Genomic DNA, 21,712 nt, shown 5'->3' with positions numbered 1-21,712 from the left:
CAGAAGTTCTATGAAGAAATCTGAGTGTTCTACGTTAGCGCACATTCTGCATATGCGTGCCGAACAACAACCCGACCGGGTTGCCTTTAGATTTCTGGCCGACGGCGAGGTAGAAACTGCGACACTCACGTATCAGGGAATAGACTGCATCGCCCAAACAATCGCCGCATTACTCCGTCAATATTGTTCCCGAGGTGACCGTGCTCTACTGCTGTATCAACCGGGTCTAGATTTCATCACTGCCTTTTTCGGCTGCCTTTATGCAGGTATTGTAGCGGTCCCCTTGAGCGTCCCACGGTTTAACAGATCATCCGTGCGATTAGAATCAGCCATGGCCAATGCGGAGGGTAGCGTAGTCCTTACCACGTCATCGCTCGTCACGAAAATTGAACAGGCTGAGAATTTCCCAGGTTTAAAGAAACTGCCGCTCGTATCGACCGATGATTTACCCCCTAGTGATGACCTGCACGCTCATTTTACGACGACACCGTTAGCCTTCTTGCAATACACCTCGGGTTCTACCTCCTCTCCCCGGGGAGTCATGGTGACACATGAAAATTTGTTGGCGAATGTCGAGATGATTCGAGCCAACTTCGGATGGCATGACAAGACGGTCATGGTGAGTTGGTTACCGCTCTTTCACGATATGGGATTGATTGGCAACACCCTCACTCCTGTCTACGTGGGGTTTGAATGCATACAAATGCCTCCAGCCGCTTTCCTACAGCATCCTGGCAAGTGGCTTGTGGCAGCATCGCGGTACCGAGCTACCTGTATCGGGGCTCCTGACTTCGCTTATGCCTTATGTTCTCGACGAACCAGGCCCGACCAGCTGCATCAACTCGATCTATCCACTTTGGAGTGGGCATATAGTGGAGCGGAACCCGTGCGTCTGGAGACGATTGAAGCGTTTACATCTGCTTTCAGCCCTTACGGGTTCAGAAAGAAGGCGTGGTATCCGTGTTATGGCCTTGCTGAAGCAACCCTGTTTGTTTCTGGCGGGACAAAAGATGCCCTGCCGGTGGTGTGTACTCTTTCTTCGTCTGGCCTGGAACAGCATCAGGTTATTGCAGTGTCTCACCAGGAAGACGCCCGCCAATTAGTCAGTTGCGGGACCGTGAAAAAGGAGGAAGTCGTCATCGTCAATCCGATGACTGCTGTTCTGTGCACAGAGTCGGAAGTTGGAGAAGTCTGGGTGTCAGGCCCTCATATAGCTCAGGGGTACTGGAATAACAAAGAAGCAACGGAGAGAACCTTCAAGGCGACAATGTGTGGTAGAGGAAATGGCCCATTTCTTCGAACTGGTGATTTGGGATTTATAAAAGACGGAGAGTTATTCATAACCGGGCGCATCAAAGACCTTATCATTATTCGGCGGAGAAATTATTATCCTCAGGACATTGAGCTTGCCGCATGGCGAAGCCATGAGAGTCTGCGTCCAGGGAGGGCTGCTGCGTTTACCATAGACAGTACCGAGGGAGAACAACTGATTGTAGTTCAGGAAATTGAGCGGAATAGTCGGAGAATAGATCTCAATCTGGTGGTTGAGGCTATTCGAGAGGGTGTCATACGGGATTGTGAATTACGTCTCCATCAAGTTGTCCTTCTTCTGCCTAACACCATACCAACTACCACGAGCGGTAAGATTCAGCGCCATGCCTGCCGACAAGGCTTTATTTTGGGGCAACTGCCGTCGATTCTCGAACAAAGGGACAGCTCCGTTGGTTATCAGAATGGGATGGGGCCATGATTCATACCAGCACGTTACGTGGACCAAATGACGGAACAGTACTGACAGCGCAGATCCGTCATCTTCAAATTCGCCATCTTATCCTCTGCAATGTGCTGCCATTGCTAAGTTTTCTTTTAGCTCTTGTCCTGTTGCTCTTTGAAAGTATCGGCTTTACCGAACTGGTACTGTTCCTATCCCTTGGATTTTTTACAATGCTGGGAATCACCGCAGGGTATCATCGGCTGTTCACCCATCGAGCCTATAAAACATCCAAATATATTCGGGTTGCCTTGGCCATCATGGGCTCCATGGCAGGCCAAGGGCCTCTCATCTCGTGGGTAGTCATTCATCGCCGGCACCACGAATGTAGCGATGAAAATGGGGATCCGCATTCCCCCTACCTGCATGGGGAAGATATTTTCAAAAGACTTCAGGGATTCTTCCACTCGCATATGAGTTGGATGGTTGGACATCGGTTTCCACTTCCTACCCATTATGCCGCAGATCTTCTTCGCGATCATTCAATTGTCGTGGTGAACCGCCAATATTTCAGTTGGATCGGACTGAGCCTCATTATTCCCGCACTAGTCGGTGGCATTGTTTATGGCACAATTTCCGGTGCGTTAGCTTGGTTTTTGTGGGGCGGTCCGGTGCGGATGTTTCTCGTTGGCCAGTTTATACTTAGTGTCAACTCGATTTGCCATACATTTGGCCAACGGTCATTTAGCACGACAGATCACAGTTGCAACAATTGGTTGGTCGCGATTCCTACACTAGGAGAAGGGTGGCACAACAACCATCATGCGTTTCCAAGTTCACCATTTTTAGGAATGCAATGGTGGCAAATTGATGTGGGAAAGATGTTCATTCGTCTCCTGTGTTTCACGGGAATGGCTTGGGACCTGAAAATACCCCAAGTAAAGCCACGTCCATGTAACTGATGCCAAGGCAAAATGGATCCTCTTCTGTCGAAACGATGCAGAGAAGAAAGTGAGCTACGAGAGTGGCTTGTAAACTATCTCGCGAAAGCCCTAGATGTGAGAGCCGAGGTAATTGATCAGCGTACACATTTTGATCAGTTAGGACTGGATTCTGTGTTGACCCTGACTCTTGCAGGAGATCTTGAATTGCATTTGAGACGCTCAATTTCTGAAACAATCGTCTTTGACTATCCTTCGATAGAAAGCCTTGCTCGCTATCTGACTTCAGATACTACCCGTAGTACAAAAATAATAGATAGGACAAACTGATCGGGTGCCGTACCTGAAGAAGATAACACGTAAACCGGTTCGCATCGAAGTCACTATATTCGCCGTATTCTATGAGCGGGTGCCTCGTGCGGACCACTTCTGATACAGCCATTCCCTAACATCGGAATGGGCCGAGCTATGTGGATATCAAATCCACGGATCCACGCTTGGGTCTCAGGGCAGCGGTCATGAAAGAGTCAGTCGGAGCATCAACCACACATCATGGAGGAAGTGATGAACAGACAACGGTTTCTTACAGTCACGATCAGCGTCATGGTGCTGAGTGCAGGTTTGGTCATCATGACCGACAGCGCCGGAGCTGCCACGATAGATAAGAGTGGAAACCACCCCATTCAGAACTCCTGGGACGAAAACCTGCCGAGCGCCTCGCGCTTTACCGTCTTGAACGCCTTTGGTGGCGCGGCGGTGCGGGACAACAATACCGGCTTGGTGTGGGAACAGGCACCTGATGCCGGGATCGAGGATGGGGGTACAGCGGTCGGAGTTTGTCTCATGAAGGCTGTCGGAGGCACAAGGGGTTGGCGACTGCCTTCGGTGGTGGAGTTGACGAGCCTTCTGGACGGCTCGCCGGGAGCGGTCGCGCCCTTCATCCCAACCAGCGTCTTTAGCGGCGTCAGGGTCGACACTGGCTATTGGTCAGCAACGACGTGGGCCGAGACTCCTACCAGCGCGTGGACCGTAAACTTCAGCAATGGCACCGTGGGTCCCGCCGGGAAGTCCGCCGCCAGCAATCGTGCCTGGTGTGTGCGCGGCGGCATGAATGCGGATCAGTATTGACACTTTGACAATTGAGTTATTTGACCGAAGGAGGGCACTGATGAGTAACCATAACAGAAGCAGAGCATCACCGTCGCCGCGCTATTGTTGTTTGCCCCCTCAACTGGTGCCGTGCCATTGGAGAGCTGGGACGACAAAATCCCGACTGCCACCCAACGCTTTAAGGTACTCACTGAATTCGGCGGTGCGGCGGTCTTGGATAAGGAAACGCAGCTGGTGTGGGAGCAGTCGCCCTTCCCCATGCCCTTAGGCTGGGGCGCCGCGAGTGATTCCTGTATTAACAGGGCTGTGGGTGCTAGAAGAGGCTGGCGGCTGCCATCAGTGGTGGAGTTGATGAGTCTACTGGACCCCACCCAGAGCACTCCTGCCTTGCCAACAGGCCATCCCTTCACGCTCGATCCGATGGGCACCGTATACTGGTCGGCGTCGTCGAATGTCCAGAGTCCTACTACACTCGCGTGGAGCGTGAGCATCTCCTCAGGTGGCGGTGCGAGCATCTCCAATAAGACCAGTCTTTTTCACTTCTGGTGTGTGCGGGGCAACACGAATGCGGATCAATATTGAGACGTGCAAGCATCTGTCATTTACGGGTTGGTGAGGTGAAGGGGGACGGGTGATCCATGCGCTGCAACTCCGGCATTACCTTCAATTACCTGACCCTGAGAAGAAGCTTCAAGCTTACAACGATTCGTGCGGAGTACCGTCGGGCAGTGGTCAGACGGTAGCCTCTTCCTGCCATTGTGTCGAAGGAGGGAATCCCATAGCAGACGATCTGGCGATCCATGAGACGGGCTCACCGTGTCTCACTTTCTCAAGTGGCGAATCACCCCAACGACCACGCCTTCAATCTGAAACGAGTCGGTTGGCTGGACACGAATCGGTTGCATCGCTTCGTTGGCCGGATGGAGTTCTACCGTTCCGCCTTTCCGCTGGTAAGTCTTGATCGTGGCTTCCCCATTCACTGCGCCGTGGGTAAGCTTTTCAACGGCTTAGTCAGCATTGACAGGTTTGGTGTCCCCAACGGGATTTGAACCCGTGTTACTGCCTTGAAAGGGCAATGTCCTAGGCCAGGCTAGACGATGGGGACGTGATAATATGGGTAAGAAAGCAGTGCCACTCATACCACACTCATAGCTGTGCTGTCACTAGGACAGGTTGACCCAAGGTGCAAGGTCCGTATCCCAAGAGCTCATTGTCACGGTTGGACTTCGAGTTTGAGTTTGTGGTGAGAGGATGAAAGGAGAGGTTCTAGCGCGTAGCGCTATAGAACGGTAACTCTGCGTCCATTGCAGCAAGAGTACGGTGTGTTTGGTCCTTTGCTGAGAGGATAGGTTGGCTGACCGGCCAGAGAATTCCCAAAGCCGGATCATTCCACAAGATACCGCGATCATCTTTGGGCGAATAATAGGCGGTGCACTTATACAAGAAGCAAGCGCTGTCGCTCTTGACGCAAAAGCCATGAGCACATCCGGGGGGAACATACATCTGCTGAAGGCTCTTCCCGGATAGTTCGACTCCATACCATTTACCGAATGTCGGAGACCCTTTGCGGATATCGACGACGACGTCGTATACAGTCCCTTCAAGGGCCATGACGAGTTTTCCCTGAGCATGCGGTTCTTGGAAATGCAGACCGCGCACCGTGTTTCGTATCGATCTCGAAAAATTATCCTGGACAAAACGCTCATCGATGCCGGCTTCTCGGTAACGATGTTCGTGATATGTTTCCAGGAAACAGCCTCGATGATCAGACATGACAGAAGGCTCAAGTAAGAGTACGCCAGGGATATCTATGGTCGTTACTCGCACGGCATTCCCATTTACTGAACTGGGTCGGAACCACCGGGAGGTTGATGAGAAGGATCGACGACGTTCGTGCTGTCCGGATACAATTGTCCCAATCGATCGATCAAGGGAAGAGCTTCGGGCGTACTGTTCATGCGTGGGGCACTCACGGGATGGTCCCACACCAAGGTGGTAATGTTGGCCTCGTGGAGGAGGGATCGGATCGTAGAAGCACAGGCGTCGAGCGTGAGCTCCGTCCCTCCTCGGAGGTCAAGAACCCGTTCTTTACGGTTCGTAGGTGGTGGCTCGGTGTGAATGAGTGCCCAGCAGCGATCAAAAATCGTTTGTCGGAGATCTTTGGATATATTGATCGTCGTGAGATCTGCTGTACAGAGAGCCGACACGAACAAGACAAACTGGAGGTCGGGCATTCCGGGATTATGAACATCGAGAGTTGGCATGGCCTCCATTATCGGAAGAGATGCCCGATGAGTCAACAGTCGTACCGCCGAGGCCGACAAATTGTTCGTATGCGTGAGGAACGACGGAGATGGTGACTATCGTTTTGACCGGACAACTGCAAACCTTGGACGGCGAGTGTGATCTGGCCTGCGAAATTGATCGATCGATGTCCGTTCGTCAACTGATCCAGCGACAAGGAATTCAGCTTCGACATCTGCTTCAGCTCCTGCGGCAGAAGAAAGTGCTTGTGACCATCAATAAGAAGATCGCCAGCGAGGACTCGCTCGTTCAGGATGGGGACGCGATTCGTCTGATCGGGCACGATGGGATGGGAGGTAGCGGACTTGGTCCGTCGCACCCCTAAATGTGCAGACACATGAAAAGGGGGACGAGATTCCATTGAAGTCTCGACCCCCCTTGTATGTGCCAAATGCAGCGGATAACTCCAAATTGACATGGATCAGGCGATACGATCGTGCAGGACGGATAATCCTTATTTCTTGCCGAGGATTGCGTCCTTGGCAGCCTTCGCGACACGGAACTTGACTACTCGCTTTGCCGGGATCTTGATTTCCTCACCGGTCTGCGGATTGCGGCCGATGCGTGCCTTGCGGTTAGCGAGCTTGAGTTTCCCGATACCGGGCACCGTGAAGACGTTCTTGGCTTCGCGATAGGCCAGGGCTGCCAGATCATCAAGAATCTGAACCGCTCCTTTTTTCGTGATGCCGGCTTTTCCGGCGAGATAATCTGCAATCTGCGATTTCGTCATTGATTTTGCCATTCGTGAACCTCCTTGAGGGTAAGGGATTAAAGTAGGTCGATATGCGACCTGACGCGCCTCGTTGAAACACATCTCGGCTCGTGTGGCCGCCCGTGCGCGCGCTTGTGCTCACATCGTGAAAACCCGCGAGAGTGTAGCCAAGAGTCCGAAGACTGTCAACGAGAAAAACGCGCGTCTGTCATGGAGAAATGCGCACACAGCCCCTTGCGGTTGAAGCAAATGGAAAGGTAGAGTAGGGTAGGATGGACCTTCCAAAACGACGCAAACGGCTCTTGACGTTGGTGAATTCACGTGGGTAAAGAGCTACCGATATTACCCGTAGGTGTAGCCAATTCGGCATCCGAACAGGTTGAAAGCTTTCTCTATTCGCGCGTGTTCTGCCAAAAGGAGAATTCTCCTCCTCTCCGCCTGGTGATCGATTTCCTGAAGTCCCGCGGGCAAAGTCCTATCGTGCCTCCCAAGCTGGAAGAAGGAGCGCTGGACGATTGGGCTTGGGTTCAAGTGACATTGGGCTACCATCGAGAGCGCAGGCCGGTCCATCTCTTTTGTATACGGGATCGCGGCAGCTATCGAGATGTCTACGATCAAGAGAAGAAACTTTTTCTGGACCTCCTCACTGCTCACTCCGACATCGAAGCGCAGCTCGCGATGGAATATGTGACGCGTTGTCGGTTTATCCTGACAACGCGTATGGCGGAGAATGATGTGACCGACGAGGGTTACGATTTCAATGGCTGGATCCTCGAGTTCTATCAGGAGCAGTGCAACGGAATCGTCCAAATTGACAAACAGGGTTTCTACTCCCCCAAAGGTGAACTGATCGTGGACATGTCGGCCTCGGACAAAGACTAACATGTCAGGGACACTCCTCTTTCCTTCAACGTTGTTTGAAAGGACCGCTCGGTGGTTTGAGCGGGTGAATGCCTCTCTTCTCGGGAGGCTTCCTTGTACCCACGGATGTTCCGGCTGTTGTGTCGGGCTTTTTCCCGTGACCATCCTGGACCGACGGGAAGTTCAGCGTGGTCTCCGAAGGCTACCCGATGAGCACCGGAACAGGATCGAACGATCAGCAGCGGAGCAGGTCGCTGCGCTAACAGTCGCCGCGCCGCAACTGAACAGGAATCGTTTCATCGACCAGTGGCCGGACCAGGACATTGATCGCGTCGTCCAACGGTTCGAGAGATGGCCTTGTCCTGCCTTGGAGCTGGATGGAGCCTGTGGTCTCTATGAGTTTCGCCCCCTGGTCTGTCGTTCCATGGGTGTTCCTCAGGATGATGGGGGCTTTGTCACTGGAGCCTGTGCTGTGCAAACGGCCGTTCCACTGATTCGGCCCTCAAAAGTCTTTCGTGAGGAAGAGAATCATCTTGCTGGGATGGAAGCGATGGAAATCGAGGCGTTGCGCCGCCGAGCGGGAATCATGGGAGAAGAACTGTTCCTGCCCTATGCTTTCATCCGGGATCCCGAAGTGAGAGAGCTGGAGTCTGGAGTGGGCAGGGGCAGCTTCGCGACTGCGCCAGCATGATACACGCACGATGCGCGCTAGACAGCATATTTCTCGCTGTGCTAAGGTGACGTTCCTTGGTTGCGGGAGCGCCTGTAGCTCAGCTGGATAGAGCATCAGCCTCCGGAGCTGAGGGCCACAGGTTCAAATCCTGTCAGGCGCACCAAACCGCTTCGTGTAATCGGCGTTGACAATTCAATAACCGGTGGGGCCGTTAGCTCAGTTGGTAGAGCAGCTGACTCTTAATCAGCGGGCCGTAGGTTCGACCCCTACACGGCCCACCAAACCAAGCTTCGCTCGTGCCGGCGGCTCATCGGACGTAGCCCTCTTCCTTGACGCCGCCGGATAAACACCTCCAGCGTCTTCTCTTCAAACTACAAACCAACCTCTTACACCGTGCGCTACTCTTCTATTGATGCTCGCAGAGAAAACCCTCCTGTAGTCTTTATCTTCACTTCAATACGCACTTTGTGCGAACCGTCCGGTCTTCATCGTTGCATCGTAATTGTTCACGAGTGGGTCACCACCTCATGTAGTCCTCAGACTTCAGACTCGTGGGATGAGCTAAGGGCGTTGGTTGTAAGTAGCTCTAGGCGCTCGATACGACCGGCACATGGCGTGGCTGGGGCGTCATGCGGATGCCACCTTTCGGTTGCAAGGTCACGAAGAATTCAGGTTCGACAATTTCTTGAGCCAGTTGTAGATCATAGCGCCGACCGATCAGGGCTAATAGAAGTGGCCCTTCAACTGACGCGAAATGAATCCCCACACATGCGCGTGGCCCTGCGCCGAACGGAAGGTAGGCATATCTGGCGGTCGGCCGCTCGCCATTCAACCATCGCTCCGGCAGAAATTGTTCGGGGTTTGGCCAAAAGGCCGGGTGTCTGTGCAGATTGTATATCCCGACGAAAACGAGCGCGCCGACCGCTAGCGGTAATCCACCCACAGTAGTATTGGTCGCCGCCTTGCGTTGTACGACTGGAGCCGGTGGATACAGCCGGAGCGATTCCTCGAATACGGCCCGAGTATACGGAAGGTGCTGAAGATCGTCGGCGTTTGGCGTCTTTCCATGAAGAACCCGGTCCACCTCCTCGTGAAACCGTGCCTTCGCCTCCGGATGGGTTGCGAGGAGGTACCAGGTCCAGGTGAGCGCGGTCGCCGTGGTCCCGTGTCCCGCCGCAAAAATGGTGAACGTTTCGTCCCGCAGCTCTTGATCGGTCAGTCCGACACCGGTCTCTTCATCGCGGGCCTGGAGCAACAGATCAAGGAGATCGTCATGCTGAGATCCGCTGTGACGCCGCTCGGCAAGCAATCCATAGATCAGCCCATCCATGAATTGCATGGCGGAACGGAATTCACGGTTGCGTGGAGTCGGCACCCAGCCAGGTAGACGCAGTGGGTTCTGAACCGAGTCGACTGCATACTTCAGGCTCACACGTAGCGTATGACGGACTTGATCGATGTGTTGCACCATGCTGGTGGTGAACATGGTTTGCGATATTACTTCGAGCGTCAGCTGCATCATTTCGTCGCCAATATCGATCGGCTGTCCTTCAAGACTTACCCAACTGGCAACCCGTTGCTCGCCCACCTGGGCCATCCGATCGGCCATGGCGGCCATTCGAGAGCGATGAAAGATCGGCTGGATGATGCGTCGATGTCGCTTCCAGACCTCGCCCGAACTGGTCACCAAGCCATTGCCCAGGACCAGCGCGATGCCGACCGGCCGCCGAGGGTCGTAGACTTTCACAAAGCGGTCGGCTTGCTGCACGAGAATTTCTTCGGCGAGATCGGGATGGCTGAAGAGATGGAGAGCCTTAGGGCCGAGCCGAAAGCGCAGCGCATCGCCGTACTGACGCCACCACCCTGACATCGTCTCCAACGGAGCGCGTTTGAATGTCCCGAGGTGACCGAATAGAGGTGTGCCCCAGGGCACATCGACAAGCTTGAAGGGATGAATCGAGTCCGGCATGAGAGATGGAGAGTATCAAACGACGTCAGGGGCATCAAAGGAACTGGGTATAACCCTTGCCGGGATGAGTGAGATCGATGGAGGCGTGAAAGCCAGAAATCCGCTCTTCATCGCCTCATTGTAAGTGTTCGAAGACAGATAAACGGCCGGGCAGCCCTCAGACTTCAGACTCATGAGATAAGTTAAGGGCGTTGTAAATGACTCTAGGCGCTCGATTTGACAGGCACCTTCCGTGGGTTGAGCGTCATGCGGATGCCACCCTTTGGTCGCAAGGTCACCATGAGTTCTGGCTCGACAGTCTCTTGAGCCAGTTGCAGATCATAGCGGCGGCCGATCAGTGCCAGGAGTAGCGGCCCTTCGACTGAGGCGAAATGGATGCCCACGCAGGCGCGCGGTCCTGCGCCGAACGGAAGATAGGCATAGCGGGAACTTGGCCGTTCACCGTCCAGCCAGCGCTCCGGCAGAAATTGTTCGGGGTTTGGCCAAAAGGCCGGGTGTCTGTGCAGATTATATATGCCGACGAAGACGAGCGCGCCGACCGGTAGCGCTAATCCACCCACAGTAGTATTCGTCGCCGCCTTGCGCTGTACGACTGGTGCCGGTGGATACAGCCGGAGCGATTCCTCGAATACGGCCCGAGTATACGGAAGGTGCTGAAGATCGTCCGCGTTCGGCGTTCTCCCTTGGAGGACTCGGTCCACTTCCTCGTGAAATCGTGCCTTCGCCTCTGGGTGAGTTGAGAGGAGGTACCAGGTCCATGCGAGCGCGTTCGCGGTCGTCTCGTGCCCCGCCGCAAAGATCGTCAAGGCCTCGTCGCGCAACTCCTGATCGCTCAGACCTATGCCGGTTTCCTCATCGCGAGCCTGGAGCAGGAGATCGAGGAGATCCCCATATGTTGCTCCGGTGCGGCGCCGTTCGGCGAGCAATCCATAAATCAGTCCGTCCATGAACTGCATGACTGAACGAAATTCACGGTTGCGTGGAGTCGGTACCCAGCTGGGGAGCCGCAGTGGGTTGTGAAATGAGTCGAATGCGTACTTCAGACTCACGCGCAGCGCATGACTGATCTGGCCGATGTGTTGCGCCATGCTGGTCGTGAACATCGTTTGCGAGATCACTTCCAGTGCCAGCTGCATCATTTCGGCGGCGATGTCGACCGGCTGTCCTTCGCGATCTGCCCAACCGGCAACGCGCTGCTCACCCACCTGAGCCATCCGATCGGCCATCGCCGCCATGCGAGAGCGGTGAAAGACCGGCTGGATGATGCGCCGATGACGCTTCCAGACCTCGCCCGAACTGGTCACTAATCCATTGCCCAAAACCAGCGCGAGGCCGACCGGCCGCTGGGGGTCATACACTTTCACGAAACGGTCGGATTGTTGAACGAAAATCTCTTCGACGAGATTGGGATGGCTGAGGAGATAGAGCGTCTTCGGCCCGAGTCGAAAGCGCAGCGCATCGCCGTGCCGGCGCCACCACCCGTATATAGTTTCCAACGGAGCGCGTTTGAACGCTCCAAGGTGGCCAAGCAGAGGCACGCCGCCGGGAACATCGACTAGGGTGAAGGGGGAAACGGGAGCCTGCATGAGAGAAGGGACCGTATCACACTAGGTCGGGGGCATCAAATGAACAGGGACGATCTTGCCATGGATGAGTGAGATCAATCTGGCGGAACCGTACAGTTGCTCAAAATCAACCCCGGCTTGGGCATTTATCGTACGACCCGCGGTTTAGGAAGGTTTTTTGGCCATCCCATTCCAGCCTGCCAACTCATTCAGGCCAAGCCCATCAATGGTTAAAGTCAAATCACAAACTGCGCTGGAGTAGGCTGGAATCAGCTGGAGTGAGGTTGAATTGAGCACACAATGAGCACAAAAACCTGTTATGGCCGATTAGCTTTAGAGCGACCCTTGGGCCACATGAAAACCCCCAGGCTTATTATCCAGACAATCAGAAGCATGCTCGACGGCATACTGATCGCCATCGCGACTCCCGAGAAACCCGTGTGTGCCATAACCACACCTGCCACTACGAGCGGGACTCCGCCCGCAATCCCTAGGACACCGAGCCACGTCGGAAAGCGACGGTCGACCACTAAAGCAATACCGTAGACCACTAGGGTGACGCCGAACAGCACGCTTGTGAGGCTAGCCAGGCCTATCTCGACCTGCCTCACTGCGAATGTTCCTTGAAACAGCATGGGCTTTTCATTCTCTGGTGCCCTTACCCAGGTATCGACCATGACCTTCAACGCGACTCCATCAACCGCTTGGAGTGCCGAAGTCATGGCCAGACTTCCGATCGCCCCGGCAATCCCCAGATGAGCCCAATGAGCAGCGGGGCCATTGGCCATCCACTGAGACAGGAGGACAAGCGCGCCTACCATGAGAACGACACCGAGAAATAGGGTTAGATGGCTCGCTACCCAAAGGTGATCAGCTGCATATTCAGCAAACGCCATGGTGGCATCGTTCGGATCTGCCTTCAACGGGTGAAGATACGTTCCGACGGCAAGGAGGACTGCCCCACTTATCGCACCAATCGCGCCGATCCGACTCTCACCTTGCATTTGATCCATTGACTAGCCTCCAGAGGAGGGTCTTAGCAACTCATTCCGGCGAGAATGATAGAGGCTCATCACCCAAAGCCCCAGAGGCACGTCAATGCTAGAGCAAAAGATTGGCCACCAGGACGGGACACCCGGGTTCTGAATGATCACATGGTGGACGAGGTCAAAAAGGCCGTGCGCAGCGATGGCGGCTCCGACGAGCAATGGGAAATGCAGGGATCCGAAAACGGCGATCGCCGAGAAGGCGACGGCAACAACCGACTCCCAGAAGAGCGCGTAGCTTGAACCCCCAAGGATAGCGAAGAGAACGTAGTAGGACGCGATTATGATCAGAACGGTTGGATAGAAACCACGGTCCTGTTCAAATCGTGTGACTTTTCCAAAAGCGGCAACCGCAACCGCAAGGAGTACTCCCGTTATGAGAGGAATCAACTCAATCTCCTATCGCACAGCAAGGCCTAGTCTGACCAGGATGGGAGGGCCTCCAGGCATGTAACCAGTGTGTGGCGTCGTGTGGGATGTTGTCATCAGCTGCGTCAACGTCTTTTCAACAAGACCTGAAACTCTTCCGGTATGGGCATGGGTTTAAGTGGATGAACATTCGCACCACCGGTATTCCCAAAAGGCACCCAGATTCGTGAGAATATCAACGCCGCAATAATCCTGCCAACTTGGCCTCTTATCTCTGTTGGGTCTCGGCGTCTCCAGCCGACCTTAAGCATCCACCAGTGCGCTCTCGCATGAGCGAATGTGAACGATTGGCCAAGGATATGCGCGCGCTCTAGGTGATAGAAAGCCTTGTCCAGGTTGTTGTCATAGTAGTGCTCGGCCGCAGCATGCATCTCCGTGTCGTAGGCTTGTTTTAGTTCTGCGTGCATCCTGCTGCCACTGGCAGTTTCAACCAGGCCTCTATCCCGAGAGGATTTCGACTATGCAACGGCCGATGCTGAGTGTGTCGAGAAACGGAAAGCTACCAAAAACCCCAGGCTCAGTCACGAGCCGAATTTCTTAACTTACTTAGTCTTAGAAGAGTTCGAAGCACAGTTCACAAACAACTGTTTTTGGCACGCTCGCGCAAACCAATCCCTCCGGTTCCTCTAGTTCCCCTTCGGCAGCAACCCCTCCTTCTCTAAGTCCTGAATCCGCTCCTTGATCAGAAGGGTTTCGCCCTGTAAGCACCCGGCTCGGTGTCGTCATTGCTCCTGTTTCGCATTGCCCGTTCGGCCTCCACACGGTGCCGCTCTGCTGCGATCATTCGGTCGAGTTCTGCAATATGCTTCTCGGCGAACGCTTTGACCGCCGGCCGTTCGTCTGTCAGCCAGGGCCTCAGCGATTCCTTCTTGACCCGCCATGCGCCCGCAAGCCCGAATTCACCAGAGACCACGCCGGTGCTGTCGATGCTGATTCGGACTCCACTCATTTTGCGATCGTCATGTGGAAATCGCGACACAATCTCTTTCAAGACGACGTAGGTGGATATCTCACCAGGATAGTTCTGGAGAAGCGCCAGGGAGAAATCTGTCTCCATATCGCCGCCGGCTTTGACTAACTCGGCCAGCGCGGCAGCGAATGCCGGTGGGCAATTGGGAAGCGCTCTGCTGAGCAGGCTCCCCCCTCGAAACCGGAATTGCTCCCGGTCTTGAGCGAACCAGGATAGTCCCTTGCTGATGGCGAGTTGCGGGTCTTTCGAGAGTACCTTTTCAAGTTCTTGGAACTCAAACGGCACCGCTTCGAATTGCTCTGTGTCGCCGTCCTCGGACTTCCTGGCGAGCCGAGTGGTAAGCACTTCGTCAAGTCGCTGCTGCTCAGTCTCTCTGATTCGAACAAAAGCCAGCCCGGCGGTTTGCTCGCTCACCCACTGCACATCGGCCCCATCAATCATCAGCGGCCACTCCAAGCCGGGCACATAGATCTGCAGTCCTAACGAGAGGCCTGGTAAAAAGAGGAACGGGCTTTCCAGTCGGCACCCGCCCCTTGAGAGATCGAGCATGAAGCCTGTTCCCTCGGGCTGGGTGGGGTCTGACACCGTGGTGCGAAATTGCACCCGAAAGCGGGGCGTCGTGCGCTGATCCTCCATCTTCATGTCCATGACCGATCGACTCCCAACCTTGTGCTTCTCACGCGACCTCAATCCTTGATATCCACGACCCGCCGACTCTCCTTAATTTGGTGAGCAGTACATTAGGAGAGTACAAAATCAATATCAACTGACTTTGGCTACACTAGTGGATTGTTTGGTTGACGATCCGGATTTGCCACGCACCTTTCTTTATTTGCCTATGCAGGAGTGTTTAGGGCTACAGCCATACGGCATGTGGGCGTGTCATCATCGATATTCTCATCACCATAACCTCCAATAACATGTGGTTTTGAATCGGGCGTAGGATACGTCAAAGCCCCATAAAAGCGATGAACGCGCCTACGAACGGATAGAACTTTTTGCTCTGAGCCGGAGGTGCTGGCTACCAGACTTAACTTACAGCAGTGTCGCCCCCATTAACAAATGCCTCAATTCGCGGCACAGTGTGTCCGCCCCTTGGGAAATGCATCCCGAGATGGTATTCTGACGGTCTCAGTAGCAGTTCTCCACCGCCCTTGTTGTATCGAAAAGATGCAAACACCCTGCTTAGGGAGAGCAGGACCATGAGCCGTTCTACACGCATCTCCCAATTTGCGAAGCAGGATCTCTGGACCGGGGATCTGACGACCATGTCGTTGCTCCAACGGTTAGGTGTACAAGCACTTAGGCTGGGCACCGCCGTGGGCATGGAGTTCCGCCATCGTCTGCTCGATGCGCGGACGGCCGGTCTGGTCTATACGACGTTGCTTTCGTTGGTGCCGTTTCTCGCCGTAATGTTCTCGGTACTGAAAGCTTTCGGTGTCCATCACGTGATCGAACCCTTCTTGGCGCAGGCTCTAGTACCGTTGGGTCCTAAGAGTCGGGAGGTCACCGCCACCATCATTGGTTTCGTAGACAATATCAAGATCGGTGTGCTGGGGGTCGCCGGCATCGCCGGCCTGTTCTATACGACTTATTCGCTGATCGATAAGATGGAGCAGGCCTTGAACGCGATCTGGCAGGTCAAGCAGGGACGCACGTGGAACCGGAAGTTTGCCGACTATTTGAGCGCCGTCCTCGTGGGACCGGTACTGGTCTTTAGCGCGTTCGGCTTGCTGGCTTCGCTCCAAAGCAACACTCTGGTCCAACATCTTGTGGAGTTGGAGCCGTTTGGGACACTGCTGGTGTGGAGCGGCGAAATGGTTCCCTTCTTGATGTTCTGTGCCGTCTTCACGTTCTTGTATAAGATGATCCCCAATACCCATGTCGAACTCCGTTCAGCGGCGATCGGCGGGGCTTCGGCGGCTATCCTCTGGATCATCGCCGGTGAAGCCTTTGCCAAATTCGTGGCGGCCTCTGCCAATTACAGCGCCATCTATTCGAGTTTCGCCGTGCTCATGCTGTTCCTCCTGTGGCTCTACACCGGATGGATGATCGTGCTGATTGGGGCGCAGTTCTCCTTTTTCCACCAGTATCCCACGGCCTATTTGTCCCGCCTGCTCTGGGAGCAGGGTACGCACGTCTTTCGTGAACAACTGGCTCTCAAGGTATTGCGAGTGCTGGGGCATCACTACCTCAAAGGGGACCGTCCGTTGAAGCTGCCGGAGCTGTCGAGCGAACTGAACATTCCCTTGTCTCTGGTGGAGGAAGAGGTAGAACGTCTCACTGAAAATGGGTTTGTGGGCCGCCTTCAGGAACCGGAAGGGGTGAGCCTCATCAAGTCGCCGGACCTGATCTTCGTGAAAGAGGTTCTGGATTCGGTTCGCAACGGAACCCCGCCCTGGATACTACCCCATCTCGATACCAGCGATCCGGTGTCCGCCCTCTTGCGGCATCGAGATAAGGCGGTGGAGCGGGCGTTGGTGGGTGAAACCGTGCAATCGCTCTTACAAGATCACCCGCCGTCCCAATCCACCAAATCCTGATGGTATGGGGGTGAGTCGTGTGACTGCCGGCGATTGCTAGGGGTTCTGTTCACTCTATCTCCAGGTCAAAGAGGAAAACAGACAGATCCCTTTACGGCAGTCCTTCAGCTTGTGGTTTGTCTTGGTTGTCGCCGAACGATCGCACGTAAACCAAGACCTGCCAAGCTTCTTCTTCGGTCAAGACCAAAGGAATGAACTTCGCCATCGCCGTGCCTTTGCTGCCATTTTTCAAGATCCAGAGAAGTTCACCGTCCGTTCTGGCTGCTTGCCAGTCCTTATCGGTGAAATCGCGCGGCAAGGGACCTTTAAGCGTGCCCGGCTCAATATCGTCTCCTAATCCCTTGCCGTGTTTCCCGTGGCAGGTCACACAGAAGGCTTTCCCATGAAAGAGCTGCTTTCCCTTCTCAATTGTTTCCTCAGTTGCCGGAAGTGGGTTCTTCCACGTTCTCGCTTCCTGGAGTTGATCAACGGGAACCCGTGGCCTGAGGATAGTTTCATCGACACCAAAGACAGAGACGCTTCCTGAGGTGAACAAGGCCGCCGCAAATACCGTCATTACGCTTCTTCTCATGGGGCCATCTTGTGGTCACAGTGGACCACCACCATGGTCCTTCCTGGTCTTCTCAGGAGATGACCCAGCCGGTCTCGCCCGCTCAGTTTATTTGTCAGAATAGCCAGGGAACTTGTGTCCGAGGGATTGTGGGAAGCTCACCGTGCCGTCGGGGAATTCTTGCCCATGCTGCCACAGATGATAGATCACGCCGTCCGTCCCTGCTGCGGCTTCCGCCACCTTGGCGGCTTGATCAGGAGGCATGTCAAGGACTTGCACTCGCCCTGTCCCTATTTCTACCTTATGATCATGGAAGTACCGGTGCCACTGAATGGCTGGAAGCTTACGGGTCAGGTCTTTGGCGACAAAATACTCGACACCGACTAAGGGGGCCTTGGGATCGGTGGATTCGAAGAGCAGACATTGAAGGATCTTGTCGGAAATGCCTTTGCAATAATGATGGAAGGGGCCGCCCGGTGTCCCATCCGCCATCATGTGCGGCGCATGGACATGAATGTCGTATCCGACGGCTGGACTCGTTGGTTCCCCGCCCACCGCCTTTTGGGTTGCAACTCCACTCCATCCGACCGCAGTGATCGTCGCAAGGACCAATAGACCTTTTCTCATCACAACAAACCTCCTAGGCCTGAGGAGTCATCACCTAGCCTATCTAGGGAGAGAACTACCTCCACATTCGACTGCCCGTTAGAGATCGTTGATTGAGAAAAGATTCGAGCCTTTTCGGTCAAAGTGGACAAAACATGGGTTTACGCAGGGGACGAACTAAGAGAGCAAGGTTGAGGAGGAAGGAGAATTGGGCTTGGTCGGGGTAATAATTTGTTGAGATTGCGGGGCGATCTTGCCCTGAGCGTCCATCATCTCAAACATTAAACAGCACTTCAACCTTCCACACACACCCAACAAGCGAGGGTCCTCGATCGGCAGTTCGAGCTTTTTCGCCTGCTTGGCCGAGATAGGCTGCACATCGGTGAGAAAACTCGCGCAGCACAGTACGAGGCCGCAGGTATCGATGCCACCAAGCCTCCTCGCTTCTTCACGTACCCCGACTTGACGCATTTCGATGCGTCCGCCGAATCGACGTGCCAGGTCGCGGACCAGTTCTCGAAAATCGATCCGATCCTCTGCCGTGTAGACAAAGGTGAGCTGGCGGCGATGCATGACCCCATAGACTTCGACCAGTTTGAGAGGGATGTTCCGTTCAGCTGCTTTGGCTCGGCAATAGGCGGCCGCCTCCCTAGAGAGTTGCTCGAGTCTGCCGATCAGCGCCGTTTCTTCGGAATCCGGCTTTCGCAGAATGGATTTCATCACCCGCATGGGAGGAATAAAGGGTGTCGCGTAGGGCTCCATGTAGACGATCCCGTAGGTGACTTCATTTTCCACCTCGAGCAAGACCGGGTCGCCGTTGCGCAATGACAGACCGGCTGAGTCTAACTTCTTGACCTCCCCACGATTCCTGACCTTCACGCCAACCAGACGGACTGGGGTGGGATAGAGGTGATCGAGTTGTGCGGCAAGGGGAGACTCCATAGGCCGATCATACACAAATTTCGTCGGCGTGGGAACCGTTAAGAGAGCTGTAGCAGCGAAAAGTAGCCGGAGCTGTTCATCGAGTGGAATGCCTCAAGCCATTGATGTACAACGAGAAAATTGCCAACACTCTCCCTGCCTTGTTATGGTAGGCTAAGTCAACGGTGGGGGGGAGCTGGAGCGAGTTATGGGGACGATGTTCAGAGAACGAAGGAAGATGTTACGTATTCCCAATAGGGTTGTCCTGCCGTTCGGCTACCGGATTGCGGTTCGACAGTTATCCGATGCGGAAATGGACAAGCGCGATGCGAATGCCGATGGAATTTGGGATGACGATACCAAAACGATCTATGTTCGGAAGCGACTTCCTGTGACCCGCCGCCGGTATATTCTCGCACACGAGCTGGGTCACGCCTGGCTGGACTGGCAACATCGGTACATGGACGATGGAAAGGCCAGCACGTAGAGTACAAGAGTACAGAAGACATCAGTCCTCAGCCAACTTCATGATATGCCTCCATTCGAGCAGGGTAACCGGCTGAACTGAGAGCCGTGACCCTTTCTGCAACAACGCCATTCCCTTCAGTTTGGTTTCTTTCCGCAATTCATCCAACGTCATGGATCGGGTAAATTTCCGAATATACTTAATGTCGACCATATCCCATCTGGGCGCGGATGGGTTGCTCTCGGGGTCGTAGTGCTTGTCCCTCTTGTCGAATTGTGTCGGATCAGGGTAGGCGGTCTTGACGACCTCTGCGATGCCTACGACCGCCGGTGGATCCGCGTTGCTGTGGTAAAAGAGGACTTGATCGCCGACTGCCATGCTGCGCATGAAATTCCGAGCTTGATAGTTGCGTACTCCGTCCCAACAGGTTGTCTGGTGAGGAGATCGCATCAAGTCATCAATCGAGAAAGTGGAGGGTTCCGATTTCATCAACCAATACCTTTTTCGCCCCATTCCGTCCTCTTCTTTCTGAACTCCTCGGGCAAGGTAATGCTCCGAACAGCCAAAATGTGCCGATCGTGTATCACGGGGATGCGAGGTGATAGACGCCCCCTTTATGAACAAGCACATAGAGATCGCGAGCTGCATCTCTACATTCCTGCAGAACTAGACAGAATCCGGCCACGATACACCTATTCACCGATGATCGTATCCAGGGAAGCATGGGTCTAGGTTCTTTCTCGTGAGCGGGACTCAATAAACTCGATCAGGGCCTGATAGGTCAGCTCCCTTGTTTGCGCCTTAGTCATGCTCCGACCATCAAGGTTTCCTTCCAGCCAGATGTGATCAGCGATCGGCTCAACTGCTTCGTTACAGAGACTCCAGAGCTCATGGAGGAGAGATTCGGGCAAGCCTACTTGGATGCCTTCCGATTCGATGCGATCGTCCAGCAGGGCGAGGAGGTCGGACAAAGCCTGATCGGGACGATACGGCAGGGGAGTAAAGCCGAACTGTGCTTGGGAGTGCTGCTCTTGCGTTGCCTGATCGACAAGGTCCCGCATGTACTCTTTGAGCAGACCAATGACATGGCCGGAAAAGACGATCGGCTCTCCCATGCGCTATTATCGAGCTTCTTTATGAAAGGAGCAAGATCGGTAGAACCTATTGAGTGGATCATGCAATGTTGGGCGGGTGAGGATCGTTCTGTGCTGGAAAGAATGTGAGAGGGGATGATTGAGCGGGGGTACACCTCGCTGACTCGGTATGAGCGACGACCTCTCCCTGGCTATCTCATGTTCGGCAGGGTAGGTGTACCCGCGCACGAGCAAATCTACGCCTTTTGGTGAAACGCGCAAGACCCAAAGATGGCCTTATGCGGGAGTCCATTTGGGGTAGGGCCAAAGGACCGGTAGGATCTGTCGGTGACGGTGCTCCGCATAAATCGAGAAGGAGCCATGTCCACGCGATATGAACCGGACGATCGAATCGACATGCACCTTGCCACATTGTTGGCTCCGCGGCACCATGGCTCTTGATTCACCGAACAGCGGCATATTAATTTCTACCCCCTATCAACGGAGCACCAAATTGGTCTCTAAGTCCGTCGAAAGGATTGGCCGCCACACAACCAGAGCGACTGTGGCTTGATTGACGAAGAGGAGAGATCGCATGCGGAAGCCTGTGGTGGTCTGTTTGGATCTGGAAGGGGTGCTCGTTCCGGAGATCTGGATCAATGTGGCAGCGACGACAGGTCTCGATGAGTTGAAAATCACCACCCGTGAGATGCCCGATTATGATAAGCTCATGCGGCAGCGGTTGGACATACTCGATCGACAGGCATTGAAGATCGGGGATATTCAGGATGTGATCGCCAAAATGGGTCCTTTAGACGGGGCAACTGACTTCCTCGCGTGGCTGCGGGAGCGTTGTCAGGTCATTATTTTGTCGGACACGTTCTATCAGTTCGCCCAGCCACTGATGCGACAACTGGGCTTCCCGACTCTCCTCTGCAATCAGCTGGAAATCGACGGGAACGGCCGCATCATGAACTACCACATGAGAATGCAGGACCCCAAGAAGCATGCGGTGGCTGCGCTCAAATCGCTGAACTTCTTTACCATGGCTGCCGGTGATTCGTACAACGACACCGCGATGCTGGGCGAAGCCGACGCCGGATTTTTCTTTCGGCCACCGGACCATTTGCCGAAAGAATTTCCTCGGTTTCCCGTGACACAGCACTACGGCGAACTTCAGGAAAGACTTGCGCAGGCCGGCCAGTTCACAACATGGTGAAGTCTGATCAGTGGTGAAGACTGTCTATGGTGGTGAGGTGGGT

Annotated in this window: 24 protein-coding genes and 3 tRNA genes; 13 read left to right on the top strand and 14 right to left on the bottom strand. The window is 54.4% G+C overall.

Features of this window, described 5'->3' with window-relative positions; genetic code table 11:
- The first annotated feature begins 10 nt into the window (after window positions 1-10).
- The 4 genes from P0120_16495 (at window position 11) to P0120_16480 (ending at window position 4,344) form a co-directional block, all read left to right on the top strand.
- Complete coding sequence (locus P0120_16495; protein ID MDF0675910.1) at window positions 11-1,750, top strand: fatty acyl-AMP ligase; 1,740 nt, start codon at window positions 11-13, stop codon at window positions 1,748-1,750.
- On the top strand, window positions 1,747-2,673 hold the full coding sequence (locus tag P0120_16490; protein ID MDF0675909.1) for an acyl-CoA desaturase: 927 nt from the start codon (window positions 1,747-1,749) through the stop codon (window positions 2,671-2,673). Before P0120_16495 ends, P0120_16490 begins: the two co-directional genes overlap by 4 nt.
- Before the next feature lie 543 nt (window positions 2,674-3,216).
- The gene (locus P0120_16485) at window positions 3,217-3,780 is read left to right on the top strand and encodes a DUF1566 domain-containing protein (GenBank protein ID MDF0675908.1); all 564 of its coding nucleotides are present in this window, start codon (window positions 3,217-3,219) and stop codon (window positions 3,778-3,780) included.
- 111 nt (window positions 3,781-3,891) lie between these two features.
- The gene (locus P0120_16480; protein ID MDF0675907.1) at window positions 3,892-4,344 is read left to right on the top strand and encodes a DUF1566 domain-containing protein; all 453 of its coding nucleotides are present in this window, start codon (window positions 3,892-3,894) and stop codon (window positions 4,342-4,344) included.
- Window positions 4,345-4,583: 239 nt separating this feature from the next.
- Here the strand turns inward: P0120_16480 and P0120_16475 are convergent, their stop codons facing one another.
- From P0120_16475 to P0120_16460, 4 genes are all read right to left on the bottom strand, one after another.
- The gene (locus P0120_16475; protein ID MDF0675906.1) at window positions 4,584-4,742 is read right to left on the bottom strand and encodes a S24 family peptidase; all 159 of its coding nucleotides are present in this window, start codon (window positions 4,740-4,742) and stop codon (window positions 4,584-4,586) included.
- 47 nt (window positions 4,743-4,789) lie between these two features.
- Window positions 4,790-4,867: transfer RNA gene (locus P0120_16470), tRNA-Glu, on the bottom strand.
- Window positions 4,868-5,028: 161 nt separating this feature from the next.
- Entirely contained in the window at window positions 5,029-5,589 is a 561-nt protein-coding gene (rfbC, locus tag P0120_16465; protein MDF0675905.1) for a dTDP-4-dehydrorhamnose 3,5-epimerase, read from the bottom strand.
- 11 nt (window positions 5,590-5,600) lie between these two features.
- Window positions 5,601-6,026: a hypothetical protein gene (locus P0120_16460; GenBank protein MDF0675904.1), complete on the bottom strand. Its 426-nt coding sequence runs from the start codon at window positions 6,024-6,026 to the stop codon at window positions 5,601-5,603.
- 89 nt (window positions 6,027-6,115) lie between these two features.
- On the opposite strand from P0120_16460, the gene P0120_16455 reads away from it, so the two are divergent.
- Entirely contained in the window at window positions 6,116-6,391 is a 276-nt protein-coding gene (locus tag P0120_16455) for a MoaD/ThiS family protein (GenBank protein MDF0675903.1), read from the top strand.
- 129 nt (window positions 6,392-6,520) lie between these two features.
- On the opposite strand, the gene P0120_16450 is transcribed toward P0120_16455, so the two are convergent.
- Window positions 6,521-6,808, bottom strand: coding sequence for an HU family DNA-binding protein (locus tag P0120_16450; GenBank protein MDF0675902.1), 288 nt, complete (start codon window positions 6,806-6,808; stop codon window positions 6,521-6,523).
- A gap of 291 nt (window positions 6,809-7,099) precedes the next feature.
- On the opposite strand from P0120_16450, the gene P0120_16445 reads away from it, so the two are divergent.
- The 4 genes from P0120_16445 to P0120_16430 all read left to right on the top strand — a co-directional run bounded on the left by P0120_16445 (window position 7,100) and on the right by P0120_16430 (window position 8,593).
- Window positions 7,100-7,660 (top strand): hypothetical protein, encoded by a 561-nt coding sequence (locus P0120_16445; GenBank protein MDF0675901.1) that lies wholly within the window; start codon window positions 7,100-7,102, stop codon window positions 7,658-7,660.
- A 1-nt stretch (window position 7,661) separates the two neighbouring features.
- Complete coding sequence (locus tag P0120_16440) at window positions 7,662-8,330, top strand: YkgJ family cysteine cluster protein (protein ID MDF0675900.1); 669 nt, start codon at window positions 7,662-7,664, stop codon at window positions 8,328-8,330.
- A 68-nt stretch (window positions 8,331-8,398) separates the two neighbouring features.
- Window positions 8,399-8,475, top strand: a tRNA-Arg gene (locus P0120_16435).
- 42 nt (window positions 8,476-8,517) lie between these two features.
- Window positions 8,518-8,593 (top strand) — tRNA-Lys (locus P0120_16430).
- 305 nt (window positions 8,594-8,898) lie between these two features.
- Here P0120_16430 and P0120_16425 read toward each other — a convergent pair.
- From P0120_16425 to P0120_16415, 3 genes are all read right to left on the bottom strand, one after another.
- Window positions 8,899-10,281, bottom strand: a complete 1,383-nt coding sequence (locus P0120_16425; GenBank protein ID MDF0675899.1) for a cytochrome P450 — start codon at window positions 10,279-10,281, stop codon at window positions 8,899-8,901.
- A 203-nt stretch (window positions 10,282-10,484) separates the two neighbouring features.
- Window positions 10,485-11,867, bottom strand: coding sequence for a cytochrome P450 (locus tag P0120_16420; protein ID MDF0675898.1), 1,383 nt, complete (start codon window positions 11,865-11,867; stop codon window positions 10,485-10,487).
- A 296-nt stretch (window positions 11,868-12,163) separates the two neighbouring features.
- A complete protein-coding gene (locus P0120_16415) occupies window positions 12,164-12,859 on the bottom strand; it encodes a hypothetical protein (GenBank protein MDF0675897.1) in 696 nt (231 codons plus the stop codon).
- Window positions 12,860-13,000: 141 nt separating this feature from the next.
- On the opposite strand from P0120_16415, the gene P0120_16410 reads away from it, so the two are divergent.
- The gene (locus P0120_16410; protein ID MDF0675896.1) at window positions 13,001-13,135 is read left to right on the top strand and encodes a hypothetical protein; all 135 of its coding nucleotides are present in this window, start codon (window positions 13,001-13,003) and stop codon (window positions 13,133-13,135) included.
- An 868-nt stretch (window positions 13,136-14,003) separates the two neighbouring features.
- On the opposite strand, the gene P0120_16405 is transcribed toward P0120_16410, so the two are convergent.
- Window positions 14,004-14,939, bottom strand: coding sequence for a PilZ domain-containing protein (locus P0120_16405; protein MDF0675895.1), 936 nt, complete (start codon window positions 14,937-14,939; stop codon window positions 14,004-14,006).
- A gap of 554 nt (window positions 14,940-15,493) precedes the next feature.
- Here P0120_16405 and P0120_16400 point away from each other — a divergent pair.
- The gene (locus P0120_16400; protein MDF0675894.1) at window positions 15,494-16,834 is read left to right on the top strand and encodes a YhjD/YihY/BrkB family envelope integrity protein; all 1,341 of its coding nucleotides are present in this window, start codon (window positions 15,494-15,496) and stop codon (window positions 16,832-16,834) included.
- A gap of 91 nt (window positions 16,835-16,925) precedes the next feature.
- On the opposite strand, the gene P0120_16395 is transcribed toward P0120_16400, so the two are convergent.
- The 3 genes from P0120_16395 to ricT form a co-directional block, all read right to left on the bottom strand.
- The gene (locus P0120_16395; GenBank protein MDF0675893.1) at window positions 16,926-17,405 is read right to left on the bottom strand and encodes a cytochrome c; all 480 of its coding nucleotides are present in this window, start codon (window positions 17,403-17,405) and stop codon (window positions 16,926-16,928) included.
- A gap of 87 nt (window positions 17,406-17,492) precedes the next feature.
- Window positions 17,493-18,011: a DUF1264 domain-containing protein gene (locus tag P0120_16390; GenBank protein ID MDF0675892.1), complete on the bottom strand. Its 519-nt coding sequence runs from the start codon at window positions 18,009-18,011 to the stop codon at window positions 17,493-17,495.
- 156 nt (window positions 18,012-18,167) lie between these two features.
- Window positions 18,168-18,932, bottom strand: coding sequence for a regulatory iron-sulfur-containing complex subunit RicT (gene ricT / locus P0120_16385; GenBank protein ID MDF0675891.1), 765 nt, complete (start codon window positions 18,930-18,932; stop codon window positions 18,168-18,170).
- 187 nt (window positions 18,933-19,119) lie between these two features.
- Here ricT and P0120_16380 point away from each other — a divergent pair, with 187 nt between their 5' ends.
- Window positions 19,120-19,398 (top strand): ImmA/IrrE family metallo-endopeptidase, encoded by a 279-nt coding sequence (locus tag P0120_16380; protein MDF0675890.1) that lies wholly within the window; start codon window positions 19,120-19,122, stop codon window positions 19,396-19,398.
- 21 nt (window positions 19,399-19,419) lie between these two features.
- Here P0120_16380 and P0120_16375 read toward each other — a convergent pair whose 3' ends face one another.
- Window positions 19,420-19,890 (bottom strand): EVE domain-containing protein, encoded by a 471-nt coding sequence (locus tag P0120_16375; protein ID MDF0675889.1) that lies wholly within the window; start codon window positions 19,888-19,890, stop codon window positions 19,420-19,422.
- 215 nt (window positions 19,891-20,105) lie between these two features.
- Window positions 20,106-20,492: a hypothetical protein gene (locus P0120_16370; protein ID MDF0675888.1), complete on the bottom strand. Its 387-nt coding sequence runs from the start codon at window positions 20,490-20,492 to the stop codon at window positions 20,106-20,108.
- A 553-nt stretch (window positions 20,493-21,045) separates the two neighbouring features.
- On the opposite strand from P0120_16370, the gene thrH reads away from it, so the two are divergent.
- Window positions 21,046-21,669, top strand: coding sequence for a bifunctional phosphoserine phosphatase/homoserine phosphotransferase ThrH (thrH, locus tag P0120_16365; GenBank protein ID MDF0675887.1), 624 nt, complete (start codon window positions 21,046-21,048; stop codon window positions 21,667-21,669).
- Window positions 21,670-21,712 lie beyond the last annotated feature (43 nt).

Source organism: Nitrospira sp. (assembly GCA_029194675.1).
In the GTDB taxonomy this organism is placed as follows: Bacteria; Nitrospirota; Nitrospiria; order Nitrospirales; family Nitrospiraceae; genus Nitrospira_D.
The sequence above is the reverse complement of the archived record's forward strand: the minus strand, read 5'-3'. Positions and strand labels throughout refer to the sequence as shown.